The sequence below is a fragment of the Streptomyces sp. NBC_01537 genome (genome assembly GCF_045040445.1).
Taxonomy (GTDB): Bacteria; Actinomycetota; Actinomycetes; order Streptomycetales; family Streptomycetaceae; genus Actinacidiphila.
In genome coordinates this window covers 6294196-6312867 of record NZ_CP109392.1, presented here as the reverse complement: position 1 = coordinate 6312867, position 18672 = coordinate 6294196, and the positions used below count along the sequence as shown (strand labels likewise).

13 protein-coding genes and 2 tRNA genes are annotated in these 18672 nt (G+C 70.7%); 12 read left to right on the top strand and 3 right to left on the bottom strand.

Annotated features, from left to right (window positions below):
• The first annotated feature begins 142 nt into the window (after positions 1 to 142).
• Entirely contained in the window at positions 143 to 898 is a 756-nt protein-coding gene (locus tag OG607_RS29130; RefSeq protein WP_405729743.1) for an IclR family transcriptional regulator, read from the top strand.
• A 70-nt stretch (positions 899 to 968) separates the two neighbouring features.
• Here the strand turns inward: OG607_RS29130 and OG607_RS29125 are convergent.
• A tRNA-Lys gene (locus tag OG607_RS29125) sits at positions 969 to 1041 on the bottom strand.
• Entirely contained in the window at positions 1004 to 1396 is a 393-nt protein-coding gene (locus OG607_RS29120) for a LuxR C-terminal-related transcriptional regulator (protein WP_405737128.1), read from the bottom strand. The genes OG607_RS29125 and OG607_RS29120 overlap by 38 nt, the downstream gene beginning before the upstream one ends.
• Here OG607_RS29120 and OG607_RS29115 point away from each other — a divergent pair.
• The 3 genes from OG607_RS29115 (at position 1305) to OG607_RS29105 (ending at position 5422) form a co-directional block, all read left to right on the top strand.
• Positions 1305 to 1907 carry a hypothetical protein gene (locus tag OG607_RS29115; protein ID WP_405729741.1) on the top strand — a complete coding sequence of 201 codons (603 nt, stop codon included), beginning with the start codon at positions 1305 to 1307 and terminating at the stop codon, positions 1905 to 1907. The genes OG607_RS29120 and OG607_RS29115 overlap by 92 nt on opposite strands.
• Before the next feature lie 1118 nt (positions 1908 to 3025).
• A tRNA-Lys gene (locus OG607_RS29110) sits at positions 3026 to 3098 on the top strand.
• Positions 3099 to 3310: 212 nt separating this feature from the next.
• Positions 3311 to 5422: a SpoIIE family protein phosphatase gene (locus tag OG607_RS29105; RefSeq protein ID WP_405729738.1), complete on the top strand. Its 2112-nt coding sequence runs from the start codon at positions 3311 to 3313 to the stop codon at positions 5420 to 5422.
• Here the strand turns inward: OG607_RS29105 and OG607_RS29100 are convergent.
• Complete coding sequence (locus tag OG607_RS29100) at positions 5419 to 6051, bottom strand: PP2C family protein-serine/threonine phosphatase (RefSeq protein ID WP_405729735.1); 633 nt, start codon at positions 6049 to 6051, stop codon at positions 5419 to 5421. The two genes, OG607_RS29105 and OG607_RS29100, sit on opposite strands and share 4 nt — an antisense overlap.
• Before the next feature lie 82 nt (positions 6052 to 6133).
• On the opposite strand from OG607_RS29100, the gene OG607_RS29095 reads away from it, so the two are divergent.
• From OG607_RS29095 to OG607_RS29060, 8 genes are all read left to right on the top strand, one after another.
• Positions 6134 to 7585, top strand: a complete 1452-nt coding sequence (locus OG607_RS29095) for a peptidoglycan D,D-transpeptidase FtsI family protein (RefSeq protein WP_405729732.1) — start codon at positions 6134 to 6136, stop codon at positions 7583 to 7585.
• A gap of 71 nt (positions 7586 to 7656) precedes the next feature.
• Entirely contained in the window at positions 7657 to 10116 is a 2460-nt protein-coding gene (locus tag OG607_RS29090; protein ID WP_405729729.1) for a beta-glucosidase, read from the top strand.
• Positions 10117 to 10465: 349 nt separating this feature from the next.
• Entirely contained in the window at positions 10466 to 12265 is a 1800-nt protein-coding gene (locus OG607_RS29085; RefSeq protein WP_405729726.1) for a glycosyltransferase family 2 protein, read from the top strand.
• Positions 12266 to 14197, top strand: coding sequence for a galactose oxidase-like domain-containing protein (locus OG607_RS29080; protein WP_405729723.1), 1932 nt, complete (start codon positions 12266 to 12268; stop codon positions 14195 to 14197).
• Between the two features lie 13 nt (positions 14198 to 14210).
• Complete coding sequence (locus OG607_RS29075) at positions 14211 to 15290, top strand: Gfo/Idh/MocA family oxidoreductase (RefSeq protein ID WP_405729720.1); 1080 nt, start codon at positions 14211 to 14213, stop codon at positions 15288 to 15290.
• A gap of 557 nt (positions 15291 to 15847) precedes the next feature.
• The gene (locus tag OG607_RS29070; RefSeq protein WP_405737125.1) at positions 15848 to 16876 is read left to right on the top strand and encodes a glycoside hydrolase family 6 protein; all 1029 of its coding nucleotides are present in this window, start codon (positions 15848 to 15850) and stop codon (positions 16874 to 16876) included.
• Positions 16877 to 16958: 82 nt separating this feature from the next.
• The gene (locus OG607_RS29065) at positions 16959 to 17804 is read left to right on the top strand and encodes a hypothetical protein (protein WP_405729717.1); all 846 of its coding nucleotides are present in this window, start codon (positions 16959 to 16961) and stop codon (positions 17802 to 17804) included.
• A gap of 51 nt (positions 17805 to 17855) precedes the next feature.
• On the top strand, positions 17856 to 18635 hold the full coding sequence (locus tag OG607_RS29060; protein ID WP_405729714.1) for an HAD-IIA family hydrolase: 780 nt from the start codon (positions 17856 to 17858) through the stop codon (positions 18633 to 18635).
• Positions 18636 to 18672 lie beyond the last annotated feature (37 nt).

Below are 18672 nucleotides of genomic sequence, written 5' to 3'. Positions count from 1 at the left end.
GTCTTCAACTCGCTCTACCGGAAACCCCATTCAGGCTATCGTTGATTGCGGCCCTGCTGCCGGGCCCGGCTCGCTGCTGATCGGCGTCCGTGACCAGCAGCTACAGCAAGGACGCAAACGGTCACACCTGTAGGGGGACACCGTGGCGCTTGAGCACCGACAGATCGCGCCGGTCTACGCGGTCCAGTACGCGCTGCGCGTGCTGGAAGCCGTGGACAACCACCGGCACGGCGTATCCGCCGAGCAGCTCGCCCGCGAAATCGGCGTGCCTATCGAGTATCTGACCCAACTCCTGGCCATGCTCAAGCGCGAGCGATATGTGAACGCGCTGCCCGGCGGCGGATACGCCGTCGGTGAGTCACTGGTCCTGCTCGGCAGCGCAAGCCGCGACCGGGCACTCGGCGACAAAATCAAGAATGTGCTGACGGCACTGCGCGACGAGGTCGGCGCGGCGGTCTACTTCAGCCGCTATGACGACGGCGAGGTGCGGATCATCGACTTCGCCGACGGGCCGAACGCACCGAGGGTCAACGAGTGGGTCGACTTCCGCTCCGCCGCCCACGCCAGCGCGGTCGGCAAGTGCCTGCTCACCCAGCTCGACCACAATGCCCGGCGCGACCACCTCTCCCGGCACAAGATCGTGCGGCTCACCTCCCGTACGACCACCAGCGAGCGGGTGCTGCTCACCAAGCTGGAGAGCCAGCCCGCCACCGCCCCGACCCTGGACCTCCAGGAGTACGCGGTCGGCACGGTCTGCGCCGCCATCCCGATCACCATCGGCAAGACCGCCGGCTGCCTGGCGCTCTCCCTGCCGGTCACCGAGGCCCACCGGCTGCGCCCGGCCGCCGACACGCTCAACGAGCGGGCGGCGCCGGTGCTGCTGTCGCTCGCTCTCTGAACGCACGCACACGCACACGAAGAAGGGCCCCTCGCCGAAGCGAGGGGCCCTTCTTCATTCGTACGATCTGTGCGCCGCGAGGGACTTGAACCCCCAACCCGCTGATTAAGAGTCAGCTGCTCTGCCAGTTGAGCTAGCGGCGCTCACCGACAGAGAGGATCCTACCTGACCTGCGGGGGTGCTGGGGACCACGTCCTCGGCGGCATCGCCGAAGGACGCGGGCTCGTCGTCCAGCCAGCCGAGCCGCACCATTTTCACGCCCGCCTGGAAGCGGCTCTCAGCGCCGATCTGCTGCATCAGGTCGGCGACGATGCGGCGGACCGTACGGTCGGACAGGCCGAGCTTGCGGGCGATCGCCTCGTCGGTGAGGCCCGAGGCGAGCAGGCGGACGACCTCGCGGTGCCGGGTGCCGGAGACCGTGGGGCTGCTCTCGTCCGAGACCAGGTCGGAGGAGGTCGCCCAGAAGTACTCGAAGAACTGGCGGAGCACCGCGACCATCGCGGGGCTGCGGATCACCATCGCGGGAGGCGCGGTGTCCGCGTCGTACGGTCCCGCGTCGATGGAGGGGACCACGGCCAGATTGTGGTCCGTGATGATCATCCGCATCGGAAGGGTCGTCGCCGTCCGCACCTGCGCGCCGTCCCGCATCAGATCGTTCAGGTGTTCCCTCACGTGCGGGGCCGCCGCCGACGTGGCGAGGTGGATGGTGCGCATCGCGACCCCTCGCTGGAGCGCCTGGCGGTTGAGCGAGTTGCCCCCTCGGAGCCGCTCCGGGGGCAGCGGCCGGCCGGGAAACATCGACAGGGTCTCGAACTTGGCGCTGCGCGATCCCTCCTCCAGGATCGCGGCGATCTGGGCGGGCTGGACGGCGACCTCGATACGGCCCTCGGCCAGCTGCCGGAAGTGCAGTGGCTGGAAATCGGTAACGACCTGGGCCAACGCGTTGTGCGCACGGTTGACACTGGCCATGAGTTCCTCGGTCGTGCGCCTGCTCGCCTCCAGCATGTGAGCCATCGCCGACGCGGGCGAATGCACGGACCAGCCGCTGCTGACCCCCTCGTACCGTGCCGCCAGACCCAGCCTCATCAAGGTGTCGAGCGCGCCCATCAGCTCTTCGTCGGTCCAGCCGAAACGGGCACGTACGCCTTCGGGGGTCCAGTGGGCGTCACCGAGCGCGAGCGCATACAGTTCCCGGGCCCGCGCACTCACAAGGTCATCGGTCACCGTGCTGACCCCCAATTGCTCTCGTCTACACCCCCGGCCCAGCTCAGGGTAATCGGATCGGCTCGAAGTTTGACCCGTCGGGCCCCAGGCGGTCCCTTGTGTCCGCATAGGGCCATGTCCGTTTCCGGACCACGAAAAACGGGGACCGCAGCCACGATCGTCCGACAGAATTCAGTCAGTCGTACGGTTCCCCCCGAACCGAGCGGCCTACCAGATGGATCGCTTCCCTGCTCACACCCCCGGGACAGGTCACCATGACTTCGATACGCCGCACCGCGCTCCGCGCTCTGGTGGGCGTCGCCGCTGCCCTTCTGCTGGGCTTCGCCGGCGTCGCAGCCACCACCGCTTCCGCGACGCACGCGTCGCCTCAGGCTGCAGCTGAACCGAGTGACTACGTCTGGTAGCAACCCCCAAGGGCTATCTCCCTCCCCCCACGCTGAAGGGCCCGGCATCCTCCCCCCCCTCTTGCCGGGCCCCTCAGCATGCCCTCCTTGGCGGCGCCCCGTCCCCACGACGGGTCGCCGCCAAGCAGGTTTCACGCCTCTTTTTCGAGCACACGCATATCCTGTGCATGACATGTGAACGCCGTCCGGCAGGGCCCGGCGCAAGACGTCTTCGGGCCAGAATCCGCGCCCGGGCCATACGTCCGGCGCCGCGAGGCGTGACCGGACGGGCGACCGGGGTGACCAAAACCACGTCGGCGGCCCTCCGGGGCTCCCGCGACGACAGCCGACCGGCCGCCGCCGGACCGCCAGGACCGGACTCCGCGCAGGTCAGACGGGGTCGCGCCACGCAAATCCAGGGCGGCCGACGACAAGGGGCGGCAGCCTCAGCCGGGGCCGCATAGCCGCCGGGGTGTCATCAGCACCCCCTTCGGCCACGTATGATTGTGGCCGTTGGTGAGCGCCGTTAGCTCAATTGGCAGAGCAGCTGACTCTTAATCAGCGGGTTCGGGGTTCAAGTCCCTGACGGCGCACTTTCAAGGGGCGCCCCTCCTCCGGGAGGGGCGCCTTTGCGTTTTCCGCACACGTGAGAAAATGGGGCGAACGGGACCTGTCTTCTCCAGCGGCCCGCAGGAAAGGCGGGCGGCGGCTACGCTCCCAAGGGCCTGTCCGGCGGGTCTTGCCCGGCAGGAACCACACCGCTTCGGGGGCCTGAAGCGGCAAGGAAGTCAGAAAAGAGACCGGTATGCGGACGCACGACCTCGGGGCCAGGGTCGGCGAGGCAGGACAGGCGGAGCGGGCGCAGCAGTCGGGGCAGGAATCGCACGACGTCGCCGCCGCGCCTGGCGGGCTGCTGGACGTCCTGCGGATCGCCGCGTTCGTGCTGGACGACGGCGGACGGATCACCCTGTGGAGCCCCGAGGCCGAACAGTTGTTCGGTTACGCGGCGGAAGAGGTGCTCGGGCGCAGCGGCGCGATGCTGGTCGCCCAGGAGAACCTCCACCGGGTCGTGGAGCTGTTCGAGCAGGTCACGGCGGGAGAACCGTGGGCGGGGGTGTTCCCGGTCCGGCTCAAGGACGGGTCGACACGGCATCTGGAGTTCCGCAACATGCGGATGGACGATGTCGAGGGCCGGATCTACGCCCTCGGCATGGGCGCCAATGTCAGCACCGTACGCAGCGTGGAGACCGACCTGGCGATCTCCGCGAGCCTGGTCGAGCAGTCGCCGATCGGGGTCGCCGTCTTCGACACCGACCTCAGGCTGGTGCGGGCCAACCGGGCCGAGGAGGAGATCACCGGGATCGCGGCCGCCGACATGCTGGGGCTCAGCGTCAGCGAGATCGCGCCCGGGGTGGACGCCGACGCGGTCGAAAGCGCGCTGCGGCAGGTGCTGGAGACCGGCCGGCCGCTGATCGACCAGCAGCTGATCGGCCGGACCCGGGCGGACCCGGACACCGACCACGCGTGGTCGGTCTCCTTCCACCGCCTGGAGGACCCCAGCGGGCAGATCCTGGGCCTGGCGGCCTCGGCCGTCGACATCTCCGAGCGCGTCCGGCAGACCAACGAGGTGGCCGAGGCCCGCAGCCGCCTCGCGGTGATAGCGGAGGCCGGCACCCGGATCGGCACCACCCTGGACCTGACGCAGACCGCGCTGGAGCTGGCCGACGTGGTCGTCCCGCGGCTCGCCGACATGGCGGCGGTGGACGTCCTGGACTCGGTGATCAACGGCCGCAGCTCCTCCGACTCGGTCATGGCCGCCGACGGCTCCGCCCAGTTCCGCGCCCTGGCCGTCGCCGCGGGCAACGCCGACGACGGCATCAGCGCGGCCGACCCGATCGGCGAGCTCGCCTCGTACGGCCCGACCCGGCTGATCACCAGGAGCGTCCGCGAGGGCAAGCCGGTCCTCGTCCGGCAGGTCGACAGCAGCACGATGCGGCGGATCGCCCGCAACGAGGAGGCCGCCGAGGTGCTGCTCGCCTCCGGCGCGCACTCGTATCTGGCCGCCCCGCTCATCGCCCGCGGCGACGTCCTGGGCACCCTCAGCCTGTTCCGTACGCAGAACCCGCGGCCCTTCAGCGACGAGGACCGCACCCTGGCCTGTGAACTCGCCGCCCGCGCGGCCATCTCGATAGACAACGCCCGCCTCTACGCCGCCGAGCGCGAGACCGCCCTCGCCCTGCAGCGCAGCCTGCTGCCCCAGCAGCCCCCCGAGATCGACGGCATGGAGATCGCCTTCCGCTACCTCCCGGCGGTCAGCGAGGTCGGCGGCGACTGGTTCGACGTGCTCCCGCTCAAGGACGGCAAGGTCGGCCTCATCGTCGGCGACGTCATGGGCAAGGGCGTCCAGGCCGCCGCCATCATGGGCCAGCTGCGCACCGCCACCCGCGCCTTCGCCCAGCTCGGCCTCGCCCCCGACGAGCTGCTGCGGCACCTCGACGACATCCCCGTCACCCTGGGCAGCGAGACCATCGCAACTTGCGTCTACGCGGTCTGCGACCCCCGCACCGGCCACTGCGTCTTCTCCAGCGCCGGCCATCTGCCGCCCGTCCTCATCCCGTCCGACGGCCACGCCCGGCTGCTCGACATCCCCGTCGGCGCCCCGCTCGGCGTCGGCGGCGTCCCCTTCCACACCGTCGAGCACACCCTCGACGAGGGCGCCCTCCTCGCCTTCTTCACCGACGGCCTCGTCGAGGACCGCCGCCGTGACATCGACGTGGGCCTGCGCACCCTCCTCGCCCTCCTGGAGGGCGACCACCGCCCGCTGGAGCAGACCTGCGACCTCGTCCTGGACGCGCTCCACCGCGCCCCGGACGACGACGTGGCACTGCTGCTGGCCCGGCTCAGCCGGACGGGCTAGAAATTCCCTCGGGCCAGGAGCAGCAGGACGGCGTCGTCCGGGAGCGCGCCGCCCGCGTGTCCGACGAGGTCGGCGCAGAGCTTTTCGACCGCCGCCTCCAGATCGTCCGCGGCCCCCACCAGCAGCGCCCCGGCGCGCTCCGCCAGCGGATAGAACTCGCCGCCCGCCGGGCCGCGCGCCTCGATGACGCCGTCCGTGCACAGGACGAGGACAACGCCGGGCCAGTGCAGCAGCTCCACCTCGCCCGGCTCCCGGAACTGCGCGAACAGCGCCGTCGTGAACTCCCCCGTCAGCTCGCTGTCCACATGCCGGCTCACGCTCGCGTCCACCCACTCCGCCACCCGCATCAGCCCGCCCTCGTCATAGGCCGCCTCCCGGAACGAGCCGAGCGCCACCGCCGAGGTCTGGACCGCGTCCAGCCCCTTGCCGCGTACGTCGCCGACCAGGGCCCTTACGCCGTACGGGGTGTCCAGCACCGCGTACAGGTCCCCGCCGATCTGCGCGGCGGGCGCAGCAGGGCTCGCTGGGCGGCCTCGGCGACGGAGTGGCCTGGCGAACAGCCCGACCGCGTCGACCAGGAGCGTGCGCCGCCAGGTGGTGGTGATCGCGGCCAGGGCGGGGGCGAACATAAGAGGATATTCACCGCTGTGGGAACCCTGTGCCCTCCGTCCGGAACCCCGGGCCCCGATTCACCCGTTCTTACCCACGGCTATGAATACGACGATCAGGCGCGCCTCCGTCTTCTGCCTGCTCCTGGTGCTCGCACTGCTGGTGCGCGTCACCTGGGTGCAGGCCGTGGACGCCAAGGCCCTCGCGGACGACAAGCACAACCGGCGGAACATCATCGCGCAGTACGCGAACCCGCTGGGCGACATCATCGTGGCCGGCAAGCCGGTCACCGGCTCCAAGGCCACCACCGGCACCGACATGAAGTACCGGCGGACCTACACCGACGGCCCGCTGTATGCCGCCGTCACCGGCTACAGCTCGCAGCTCCTCGGCGCGACCCAGCTGGAGGGCGCCTACCAGAGCATCCTCGACGGCACCGACAGCCGTCTGAAGTCCGTCAAGAACGCCCTCACCGGCACCGCCTCCGAGGCCGGCGATGTGGTCACGACCATCGACCCCGCTGTCCAGAAGGCCGCGTACTCCGGGCTCGGCTCCAAGAAGGGCGCGGCCGTCGCGATCGACCCGGCGACCGGCGAGATCCTCGCGGTGGTCTCGACGCCCTCCTACGACCCGTCGGCGATCAGCGGCAGCTCGGACGGCGCCGCCTTCACCAAGCTCAAGAACGACAGCGGCAACCCGCTGCTCAACCGGGCGCTGCGCCAGACCTATCCGCCGGGCTCCGCCTACAAGCTGGTCGTCGCGGCCTCCGCGCTGGAGAACGGCCTGTACGACTCGGTGACGGAGAAGACCGACACCCCCTCTCCGTACACCGCCCCCGGCACCAGCACCCCGATCACCAACGAGAACACCGCCGCCCCCTGCGAGAACGCCAGCATCCAGACAGCCCTGCAGTACAGCTGCAACACCGTCTTCGCCAAGATCGCCGTCCAGCTCGGCCAGGCCAAGGTCGCGGCCACCGCCAAGAAGTTCGGCTTCGACACCGGCCGGCTCTACGTCCCGGTCTGGGCCGCCGAGAGCGTCTACCCCACCGGCATGGACCAGCCGCAGACCGCACTGTCCGGCATCGGCCAGTTCAGCGACACCGCCACCCCGCTGCAGATGGCGATGGTCGTCGCGGCGCTCGCGAACGGCGGCGAGCTGGCCACCCCGCACATGGTCTCCAAGGTGACCGACGGCAACGGCAAAACCATCGAGTCCTTCCCGGACGGCGACACCACCCGGGTCGTCAGCAAGGACACCGCCGAGCAGCTCCAGCGGGCCATGGTCAACGTCGTGCAGAACGGCACCGGCACCAACGCTCAGATCCCCGGCGTCGAGGTCGGCGGCAAGACCGGCACAGCCCAGCACGGCGAGAACAACAGCGGCACGCCGTACGCGTGGTTCGTGTCGTACGCCAAGGGCAGCGACGGCAAGGAGGTCGCGGTGGCGGTCGTGGTCGAGCAGTCAGGGGCGGCCCGCTCGGAGGTCAGCGGCAACGGGCTGGCGGCGCCGATCGCCAAGTCGATCATGAAGACGGCGCTCGGATCGAGCTGAATGGGGACGTGACTTCTGGCCTCTCCCCTGGTAGCTGATGAAGGATCAGCTTTCTGGGAAGGAGCCCCGGCATGCCCGCACCCGCACCCGCACCCGCACCCGCATCCGAATCCGCATCCGTACCCGTCTCCCGCCGCACCGCTCTCCGCCTCCTCGGCGGAGCCATCGCCGTAGTGGCCGCAACAGCCGCAACCGCAAGCCCGGCCCGAGCGGCGGACGCCAGACGCGTCAGTCAGCTCCTGGCGAAGCTCACGCTCGACGAGAAGCTCACCTTCCTGCACGGCGCCACCGACCCGGCCCCGCTGGGCCAGGCGGGCTACATCCCCGGCGTGCCGCGCCTGGGAATCCCGCCGCTGCGGCTGTCGGACGGCCCGGCCGGGGTCCGGGTGACGGCGCACGCGACCGCGCTGCCGGCGCCGGCGCTGCTGGCGTCGGCGTTCGACCCTGCGCTGGCCCGCGAATACGGTCGGGTGATCGGCCGGGAGGGCCGGGCGCTCGGGCAGGACGTACTGCTGTCGCCGATGGTGAACCTGATCAGGACCCCGTACGCGGGCCGCAACTTCGAGACGTTCAGCGAGGACCCGCTGCTCGCCTCGGACATGGTCGCGGCGGAGGTCGGGGGCATCCAGAGCGAGGGCCTGATCGCGACCGTGAAGCACTTCGCGATGAACAACCAGGAGTACGAACGCCAGTCGATCGACGTGGTCGTGGACGAGCAGACCATGCACGAGACCGAACTGCGCGGTTTCGAGGCCGCCATCCAGGCCGGCGCCGGAGCGGTCATGGGCGCGTACAACAAGGTCAACGGGACCTTCGCCTGCGAGAACCCGTACCTGCTGACCACCGTGCTGCGCGAGCAGTGGGGGTTCGAGGGCTGGGTGATGACGGACTGGTTCGCCGCTCACAGCACGGCCGCCGCCATCAGGGCCGGGCTGGACATGGAGATGCCCGACGGCACGTACTTCGGGGACGCGCTGAAGAAGGCCGTCACCGACGGCACCGTGCCCGAGGCGCTCGTCGACCGCTCGGTGCGCCGGATCCTGACCGTCATGGACCGCTTCGGGCTGCTCGCGCCCCGGGGCATCCCGCCGCGCCCGGCCCGTGACGCGGCCGCCGGGGCCCGTACGGCGCTGAAGGTGGCCACCCGGGGCGGCGTACTGCTCCGCAACGAGCGGGAGGCGCTGCCGCTGACCGGCGCCGCCGCCCGGAGCGTCGCGGTGATCGGGCCGACGGCGAAGGTGCCGTTCGTGAGCGGGGGCGGCAGCGCGCATGTCGTGCCGGACGCGGCGGCGAGCCCGCTCGACGCGATCCGGGCGAGAGCCGGGAAGGTGACGTACGCACTGGGCGAGGACATCTACGGCCGGGTGTTCTTCGAGCACACGATCCCGGCCGGGACGGGCGGCTACAGCCACGACATCGATGTGAGGGTCCCGCAGGACGACGAGTGGACCTTCCTCATCCACTACACCGGCGCACACCCCGACCGCCCGAAGGTCGTGCTGGACGGCGGGGACGAGCTGTTCCCCCAGGCCCCCGGATACGGGGAGTTCTTCAGCGGCGGGCTGATCTCCACCACGCCCGACGGGCTGAGCGTGCGCCGCAAGGCGATCAGGCTCACCGCCGGTACGCACAGGCTGAGCGTCACCGCCACCGCCGCCCAGACCTTCCGCCTCGCCAGGATCACCAGCGCCTCCCGCGCCGAGGACGTCGCGGCCGCGGCGGACGCGGCCCGGCACGCCCGCACGGCCGTGGTCTTCGCGTACGAGGACGCCACCGAAGGCCTGGACCGCACCACCATCGGGCTTCCCGGCCATCAGGACGCCCTGATCGAGGCGGTGGCCGCCGCCAACCCGCGCACCGTGGTCGTCCTGAACACCTCGTCCTGCTCGGCCATGCCATGGCTCGCGCGCACGGCCGCCGTGCTGCAGATGTACTACCCGGGGCAGGAGGGCGCGGCCGCCACCGCCGCCCTGCTGTTCGGCGAGGCCAATCCCGGGGGCAGGCTCAGCCAGACCTTCCCGGTCAGCGACGGCCGGCATCCCGTCGCGGGCGACCCGCACCGCTATCCGGGCGTTGACGGCGAGGAGCGGTACAGCGAGGGCGTCGACATCGGCTACCGCTGGTACGAGGCGCAGAAGGTGCGCCCGCTCTTCCCCTTCGGGCACGGGCTGTCGTACACCCGCTTCAGCTACTCCCGCCTGACGGCCGAACCCGACGGGCGGCACGGACTGCGCGTCACCTTCACCGTGCGCAACACCGGCCGCCGCACCGGCGACGACGTCCCGCAGATCTACGTCGGCCCCTCCCCCGACCTCACACTCCCCCAGCCTCGCGTCGCCCTGGCCGCATACCGCCGCCTCACCCTCGCCCCCGGGCAGGCCCGCACGGTCACCCTGCGCGTCCCGGCCCGGGTGCTGTCCTCCTGGGACCCGGCCGCCCACGGCTGGGTGCTGGGCACGGGCCGCCGGGCGGTCCATCTCGGGGCGTCGGCAGGCGACTTGAGACTGAGCCGGACAGCCGAGGTGCGCTGAGGGCGCACTGAGGTGCGCTGAGAACCGCACGCTGTCTCAAAGAGTGCATACGCCCGTTTCCATCTGGTTTCGCGCCTTGCGATCAAGAGCAGCGTTACTGGAGTCTGGAGATCAAGGACATGTAACGCCAATCGGAACTATCCGTACATCAGTTGGAATGATCGGATCGAGAGGAGTTCTGCGCAAGGCGTTACCGAGCGGGTGGTGCGGTCGTTGACTGAGACATAGCCAGCCTCATACAACCCACGCACCACTCCACTCACATGTACGTCCCGGGGGTGGGGGCCGCTGTTCCCGGGGACGCCCTGGCCGTAAGAGATACGGCACCCATGCTTCGGGGGGAGCATTCATGACGCCGACACCGACCGGCGCCCAGCAGTACTCCACCACGACCACCCATCCCACCGTTCCCCGGCAGCGGCAGCCCCAGGGCCACTCGGCCGGCCCGGGCCCCCGTTACGACTACGAGCACTACAGCCGCCTGTCCGGCCCGCTGACACAAGCGCCCGACGACCGGCCATATCGAGTCAAATACCGCAGCCTGCTCGCCGACGAGCCGCACCGCATACGCGCGGCCCTGCTCCTGGGCGCCGCGCCCGTGCTCTCGGTGGTGCTACTGGTCTGGCTGATGCAGCCCGCGCACTGGACCCACCGGGGCGGCGCCCCCGGGTGGATGACGGTGTGCGACACGGTGATGCTGGTGTCGATCGGGCTCATCGAGGTCTTCCGGCTGATCAATGTCACCTCCAACGCGCACGCCACGCTCGTCGCCCGCGACCCGATACCGGTGGTCCCGGAGACAGGCACCGCAGTCGCATTCGTGACGACCTTCGTCCCCGGCAAGGAACCTCTCGCCATGGTGCGGGCCACGCTGGAGGCCGCCACCCGGCTCCGGCACCGCGGGCTGCTGCACATATGGCTGCTCGACGAGGGCGACGACCCGGCGGTCAGGGAGCTGTGCGCCCGGCTCGGCGTACGGCACTTCAGCCGCAAGGGCGTGCGGAAGTGGAACCAGGACACGGGCCCCTTCCGGGCCAGGACCAAGCACGGCAACTACAACGCCTGGCTGGACGCGCACGGCGACGACTACGAGTTCTTCGCCTCCGTCGACACCGACCACATACCGCTGCCCAACTTCCTTGAGCGGATGCTGGGTTACTTCCGCGACCCGGACATCGCCTTCGTCGTCGGCCCCCAGGTCTACGGCAACTACGACTCGGCCGTCACCAAGGCCGCCGAGAGCCAGCAGTTCCTCTTCCACGCGCTGATCCAGCGGGCCGGCAACGCCTACGGCGCCCCGATGTTCGTCGGCACCAACAACGCGGTCCGGATCTCCGCTCTCAAGGGCATCGGCGGCCTGTACGACTCGATCACCGAGGACATGGCCACCGGCTTCGAACTGCACCGCCACCGCAACCCCTTCACCGGCCGCAAGTGGCGTTCCGTCTACACCCCGGACGTCCTGGCCGTCGGCGAGGGCCCGACCTCCTGGACCGACTTCTTCACGCAGCAGCTGCGCTGGAGCCGGGGCACGTACGAGACGGTGCTCAAGCAGTTCTGGAAGGCGCCCTTCACCCTGTCCCCCGGCAAGCTCCTCAACTACAGCCTGATGGTCGTCTACTACCCGATGACCGCCGTCAACTGGCTGCTGGGCGGCCTGAGCTGCGCCCTGTTCCTGGGCCTGGGCGCATCAGGGATCCAGATCGACTCCGAGGTCTGGATGATGCTCTACAGCGACGCCGCCGCTCTCCAGATCGGCCTGTACGTCTGGAACCGCAGACACAACGTCAGCCCCCATGAGCCCGAGGGCTCCTCGGGCGCGGCCGGCATGGTGATGTCGGCGCTGTCCGCCCCGATCTACGCCCGCTCGCTGCTCGACGCACTGCTGCGCCGCAAGAGCCGCTTCGTGGTCACCCCCAAGGGCGACTCGGCCAGCCCCGACCGGCTGTTCTCCACCTTCCGTACCCACCTCTTCTGGCTGCTGGTCTTCGGCGGCTCGCTCGCGGCGAGCTTCTTCAACCACCACACGCATGTCGCGATGCGCACCTGGGCGACGCTGGCGCTGGTCATCACGGTCGCGCCGATCGCCGTCTGGTCCCTGTCACTGATCCGGCCGCGAGCCCGAGGAGCCCGAGGGGGCAAGCCGTAGATGACGTACCGACCCAGCCGGCGACTGCGGAAACTGGTCGTCGGAGGAGCCGCCGTGTCCGTGCTCGCCGGGATGAACGCCCCCGCGGTCTTCAGCTACAGCGAGGCGAAGTACCACGACTACAAGATCAACCAGCCGGAGTACAAGGCCGCGTACGGCCACTGGGACCTGCTGGAGGTCCCCGAGCGGTTCCGGATCAACTCCATCCACGCCGCCCTGCTGCACACCGGCAAGGTGCTGCTCATCGCGGGCTCCGGCAACGACGAGAAGAACTTCAAGGCCAAGACCTTCCAGAGCGTCCTGTGGGACCCGGCGAACAACACCTTCAAGGAGATCGACACCCCCAAGGACATGTTCTGCGCCGGCCATGTCCAGCTCCCCAACGGCAATCTGCTGGTCGCCGGCGGCACCGCCCGCTACGAGAAGCTCAAGGGCGATGTGACCAGAGCCGGCGGCGAGATGATCGTCAAGAACGAGGACCCGGACCGGCCCAGGGCCTTTCCCCAGGGGACCGTCTTCGTCAACAACGAGAACGGGAGGCGGTTCCACGCAGACTTCCCGGTCAACGTCCCGCGCGCGAAGAAGACTGTGGACGCCAGGACCGGCAGGGTCACCGTCACCGCCAGCTCGGCCCGGGTCTTCGTCGAGTCCGAGGTCAAGGGCGAGCGCGGCATCGTCAACACCGCCGCCCAGTACGAGATCCAGGGCCTCACCGGCAAGGACCGGGACAACCTCTACGGCCTCGCCACCAAGCTCGGCATGGACAAGAAGGACTTCCAGGGGATCAAGGAGGCCTACGAGTTCGACCCGGTCGCCGAGCGGTACATCACCGTCGACCCGATGAACGAGGCCCGCTGGTACCCGACCCTGGTCACCCTCGCCGACGGCAAGGTGCTGGCCGTGTCCGGGCTGGACGACATCGGCCAGGTCGTCCCCGGCAAGAACGAGATCTTCGACCCGAAGACGCGGAAGTGGACGTACACCAAAACCCGCTACTTCCCGACCTACCCAGCCCTCTTCCTCACCCGGGGCGGCAACATCTTCTACTCCGGCGCCAACGCCGGCTACGGCCCCGCCGACAAGGGCCGCGTCCCCGGCATCTGGGACCTGAGCACCAACACCTTCAAGCCCGTACCCGGCATCAGCGACGCCAAGGACCTCGAAACCGCGGGCTCGGTCCTGCTGGCGCCCGCCCAGGACCAGAAGGTCATGGTCCTGGGCGGCGGCGGGGTCGGCGAGTCGAAGTCCTCCACCAGCCGCACCGCGATCGTCGACCTGACCGCCGCCCACCCGGCGTACACGGCGGGCCCCGACCTGCCCGAGCCCACCCGCTACATCAACAGCGTCCTGCTGCCCGACGACACCGTCCTCACCACCGGCGGCTCCCGGGACTACCGGGGCCGCAGCGCCAGCGACATCCTGAAGGCCCAGATCTACCACCCGGTGTCCAACGCCTTCACCCCGGCCGCCGATCCGGCCGTCGGCCGCGACTACCACTCCGAGGCCCTGCTCCTGCCCGACGGCCGGGTCGCCGTCTTCGGCTCCAACCCGCTCTACGGCGACAAGGACAACACCACTGCCGGGTTCTTCGAGCAGCGCATCGAGATCTACACGCCCCCGTACCTCTACCGCGACTCCAAGCCGGCCCTGTCCGGCGGCCCCTCCCAGGTCGACCGCGGCGGCACCGCGACCTTCCGCACGGAGCACGCCGCCACCATCAGGACGGCCCGGCTGATGCGCCCCAGCGCGGTCACCCACGCGACCGACGTCGAGCAGCGGTCCATCGCCCTGGACATGAGGAAGAACGCCGACGGCTCCATCACCTTCACCGTCCCCAAGGACCCGTCCCTGGTCCCGTCCGGCTGGTACATGCTGGTCGTGACGGATGACGAGGGCACCCCGTCCGAGGCGGTCTGGATCGACGTGCCGTGATTGAGTGGGGTGCATGGTTACGTCTCCCGCCCGCACCCCACTTCGCGTCGGCCTCGTCGGCTACGGCCTGGCCGGCTCGGTCTTCCACGCCCCGCTGATCGCGGCGGCCGACGACCTCGTCCTGGACACCGTCGTCACCTCCAGCCCCGAGCGCCAGGCCCAGGCCCGCGCCGAGCACGACGGCGTACGCGTGGCGGCCGGGCCGGACGAGCTGTGGGCGCGGGCGGACGAGCTCGACCTGATCGTCCTGGCCTCCCCCAACCGCACCCATGTGCCGCTCGCCGAGGCCGCGCTGAAGGCCGGGCTGCCGGTCGTGATCGACAAGCCGATCGCCGGCACCGCCGCCGAGGCTCGCGCGCTCGCGGCCCTGGCGAAGGAGCGGGGCCTGCTGCTGTCCGTCTTCCAGAACCGCCGCTGGGACAACGACTTCCTCACCCTCGCGAGCCTGATCGCCGACGGCGAGCTCGGCACCGTACAGCGCTTCGAGTCCCGCTTCGAGCGCTGGCGCCCCCTGCCCAAGGGCGGCTGGCGCGAGTCCGGCGACCCGCAGGAGATCGGCGGCCTGCTCTACGACCTCGGCAGCCACCTCGTCGACCAGGCCCTGACCCTCTTCGGCCCGGCCGCCACGGTCTACGCCGAGGCCGATGTCCGCCGCCCCGGCGCCGCCGTGGACGACGACACCTTCATCGCCCTCACCCACGCCTCCGGCGTCCGCTCCCACCTGTGGATGAGCGCCACCACCGCCCGCCTCGGCCCCCGCTTCCGCGTCCTGGGCAGCACCGCCGGCTACCTCAAGTACGGCCTCGACCCCCAGGAAGCCGCCCTCCGCGAAGGCCACCGCCCCGGCCCCGGCTGGGGCACCGAACCCGAATCCGCCTGGGGCACCCTCGGCGCCGGGGACACGGCCCGCCCGGTCCCCACGCTCCCGGGCGACTACCCGGCGTACTACCCGGCGGTGGCCCAGGCCCTGCGGGAGGGCTCGGCCCCGCCGGTCACGGCCGAGGAAGCGGCGGCCGCCCTGGACGTCCTGGAGGCGGCCCGCCGGTCGGCGGCGGACGGAAGCACGGTCACCCTGGACCGCCGGCCGACGTAGGCGATCGAGCCAAAGCGGCTGAGCGCAGCGGAGGCGAAATCGCCTCCCAAAAAACCAGCCCAGCCGACGGATCCGCTCCCCCCGGAGGCCGTCGGCCGGGCCCCTCACCCGTGAGCGCGCGGACTGCGGGAGTGGTCCGGCGCCGAGGGAGGCTGGGAAAACTCGATTGGCGGGGGCAGTTGGGCGCGGAAGCGCCGGGAGAAGGTCCGCCGGACAGGCCCTGGCGCTGTTCGTCGGGGATCGGACAGGGGGAGTCGCGAAGAGGCCGCGAGCTTGGCCATGACCGGACCACGTCCCACGTCGTCGGATCTGTCGGACGGTTGTGTCACGCACAGCCGGGGGTCCTGGGCCGCGCCATCTTCAGCGTAGAACAGCGGAACGCGTGACGGTAGGGCGACTTGACGCCACGTCACGGCCGCCGCACTCGGGGCGATGACTCCGGCGGCGATGACGGTTGTCCGAATGACCCCGTTCAGACCTGTGTACACCACCTTCTGACGGTGTGGTATGTCAGGATGAGGATGACCGGTCTCGTCCCGCCATCCAAGGGGGAGTGGATGTACGGCACCAACACCGGCCCGGTGCGCAGGGCGGCCTGCGCCGTCTCAGTGCTCGGCCTGCTCGCCGCGCTGCTCGGCGCCTGCGCCGGCCCGGGGAAGCCGGACGGGGAGGTGACACCCGCCCCATCGGCCTCCGGCTCCATGTCCGGCGCCCCCTTCTGGGTCAACCCGGACTCCGCCGCCGCCCGCCAGGTCAACGTATGGAAGAAGGACGGCCGGGCCGGCGACGCCAGGCTCCTGGAACGCATCGCCTCCGAACCCGTCGCCGAATGGATCGGCATCGACGACCCGGCCGGCCAGGCCCGCGGCTTCACGGAAGCGGCCACCGCCGCCGGGCGCTACGCCCTGCTCGTCGCCTACAACATCCCGCACCGCGACTGCGGTCAGTACTCCAAGGGCGGCGCCGCCGACGGCGACACGTACCGCGCCTGGATCGACAAGGTCGCCTCCGGCATCGGCGACCGCCGGGCCGCGGTGATACTGGAGCCCGACGCCCTCACCCACGTCGTCGACGGGTGCACCCCCGCCGGCTTCCATGAGGAGCGCTACGCGCTGCTCACGTACGCCGTCCGGACCCTGAAGGCCCTCCCCCGCACCCGCGTCTACCTCGACGCCGGCAACGCCGGCTGGGTCCGCGACCCGCGCCAGCTCGTCGCCCCGCTGCAGCGGGGCGGCATCGGGGAGGCGGACGGCTTCGCCCTCAACACGTCGAACTTCTACACGACCGAGGCCAACACCGCGTACGGGCTGGAGCTCTCCCGCGACCTCGGCGGCAAGCACTTCGTCATCGACACCAGCCGCAACGGCCGCGGCCCCCTCACCGGCGGCCACGACGAAGCCTGGTGCAACCCCCCAGGCCGCGCCCTCGGCATTCCCCCCACCACCCGCACCTCCTCCCCCCTCATCGACGCCTACCTCTGGATCAAACGCCCCGGCGACTCCGACGGCCCCTGCAAGGGCGGCCCCGCCGCGGGCACGTGGTGGCCCGAATACGCGCTGGGACTCGCCCGCAACGCCACGTCATAGCCGTGGCATACGGGTGCGATCGCGACCCGCACCGCCGCGTCCCGCCCGGAATCAACCGCATCGCGTGGCACCTTCCGGTCATATGAGATGCCCAATCCTGCTCCTCGCCGCCACCGCCTTCGCCCTGGCAACGCCCGCAGCCCACGCGGCCGACTTCCCGGTCCACGCCCAACTGACCGGCGGCAGCCCGACGTACCACCCCGGGGAAGCGCCGCGCAGCCTCACCGTCCGCCTCAGCAACACCACCCGCACCGCCCGCCGCGACGTGCACGCGGTGATCGTGCTGGTGGACCGGGAGCGGACACTCACGCCCAGGAACGTCAGCCTGCAGTACCGGGACGCGGCAAGCCGCACCTGGCGGGCGGTGTCCCTGACCCACACCGGCAACGACGAGAACGTCGGAGTCGTCGGTGGCGAGGACGGACCGGGCATGGCGCTGGCGCCCCGGCAGAGCGCGGCCGTGGAGCTGAGGCTGCGCTTCGGGCGCGGGACGCGGCCGGTGCATGTGGCTGCGTCGGCGACTGTGATGCAGCGGGAACGCGCGGGGGCGGACGGCGAGTGGGTGGGCCAGTCGGAGCCGTACGAATTCGACATCGTGGTACCGACACCGACACCGACACCGACACCGACACCGGTGCCGGGACTGGGACTGGGACCGGTACCGGGGCCGGGGCCGGCACCAGGACCAGGACTAGGACCGGTGCCGGTACCGGGGCCGGGATCGGCACCCGGCCCGGCACCGGGACGGGGAACATGGCCGGGACCGGGCCCGGGGCCAGGACCCGGGCCGGAGACCGCGAGGCCGCAGGAGGCGCCGGGCGGGGCTCCGGAGCTGGCGGCCACCGGTGGGGAGCGCGCCGCGCTCACCGTGGCCGGGCTCCTGCTCGGCGGCGCAGCCCTGGTCATCGCCGCCCGACGCCACGATTAGGCTAAAGCCGCACCGCCGCGCCACCGCACCGCCAGACAGGAGACCGGCACCATGTCGACACGCAAGCCGATCGAATCGTGGCTCACCGACATGGACGGTGTGCTCATCCATGAGGGCACACCGATCCCGGGCGCGGACGCGTTCCTGAAGCGGCTCAAGGAGTCCGGGAAGCCGTTCCTCGTCCTGACCAACAACTCCATCTACACCCCGCGCGACCTGCACGCCCGCCTGTCGCGCATGGGCCTGGACGTCCCGGTCGCGAACATCTGGACCTCCGCGCTGGCCACCGCCAAGTTCCTGGACGACCAGCGCCCGGGCGGCACCGCGTATGTGATCGGTGAGGCCGGCCTCACCACCGCGCTGCACGACATCGGCTATGTCCTGACCGACGTCGAGCCGGACTACGTCGTGCTGGGCGAGACCCGCACCTACAGCTTCGAGGCGCTGACGAAGGCCATCCGCCTCATCAACGGCGGCGCCCGCTTCATCGCGACCAACCCGGACGAGACCGGGCCCTCGGCGGAGGGCGCGCTGCCGGCCACCGGCTCGGTCGCGGCCCTGATCACCAAGGCGACGGGCAAGGACCCGTACTTCGTCGGCAAGCCGAATCCGCTGATGATGCGGGCCGGGCTGAACGCCATCGGGGTGCACTCCGAGAGCAGCGCGATGATCGGCGACCGGATGGACACCGACGTACTGGCCGGACTCGAAGCCGGGATGGAGACCGTGCTGGTGCTGACGGGGCTCACCGCGGAGGCCGACATAGACCGCCACCCGTTCAGGCCCTCACGGGTCGTCAACTCGATCGCGGATCTCGTGGAGGAGATCTGACGCCGCGCTGACTCGTACGGACCATCCCGGCGTGCGG

What these genes read in the sequence shown, in the direction of transcription:
- OG607_RS29120 (WP_405737128.1), bottom strand. Translation starts at nt 1,396, where the DNA reads ATGGTCGCGGTGCTCCGCCAGTTCTTCGAGTACTTCTGGGCGACCTCC.
- OG607_RS29105 (WP_405729738.1), top strand. Translation starts at nt 3,311, where the DNA reads ATGCGGACGCACGACCTCGGGGCCAGGGTCGGCGAGGCAGGACAGGCG.
- OG607_RS29100 (WP_405729735.1), bottom strand. Translation starts at nt 6,051, where the DNA reads ATGTTCGCCCCCGCCCTGGCCGCGATCACCACCACCTGGCGGCGCACG.
- OG607_RS29095 (WP_405729732.1), top strand. Translation starts at nt 6,134, where the DNA reads ATGAATACGACGATCAGGCGCGCCTCCGTCTTCTGCCTGCTCCTGGTG.
- OG607_RS29090 (WP_405729729.1), top strand. Translation starts at nt 7,657, where the DNA reads ATGCCCGCACCCGCACCCGCACCCGCACCCGCATCCGAATCCGCATCC.
- OG607_RS29085 (WP_405729726.1), top strand. Translation starts at nt 10,466, where the DNA reads ATGACGCCGACACCGACCGGCGCCCAGCAGTACTCCACCACGACCACC.
- OG607_RS29080 (WP_405729723.1), top strand. Translation starts at nt 12,266, where the DNA reads ATGACGTACCGACCCAGCCGGCGACTGCGGAAACTGGTCGTCGGAGGA.
- OG607_RS29075 (WP_405729720.1), top strand. Translation starts at nt 14,211, where the DNA reads ATGGTTACGTCTCCCGCCCGCACCCCACTTCGCGTCGGCCTCGTCGGC.
- OG607_RS29070 (WP_405737125.1), top strand. Translation starts at nt 15,848, where the DNA reads ATGTACGGCACCAACACCGGCCCGGTGCGCAGGGCGGCCTGCGCCGTC.
- OG607_RS29065 (WP_405729717.1), top strand. Translation starts at nt 16,959, where the DNA reads ATGAGATGCCCAATCCTGCTCCTCGCCGCCACCGCCTTCGCCCTGGCA.
- OG607_RS29060 (WP_405729714.1), top strand. Translation starts at nt 17,856, where the DNA reads ATGTCGACACGCAAGCCGATCGAATCGTGGCTCACCGACATGGACGGT.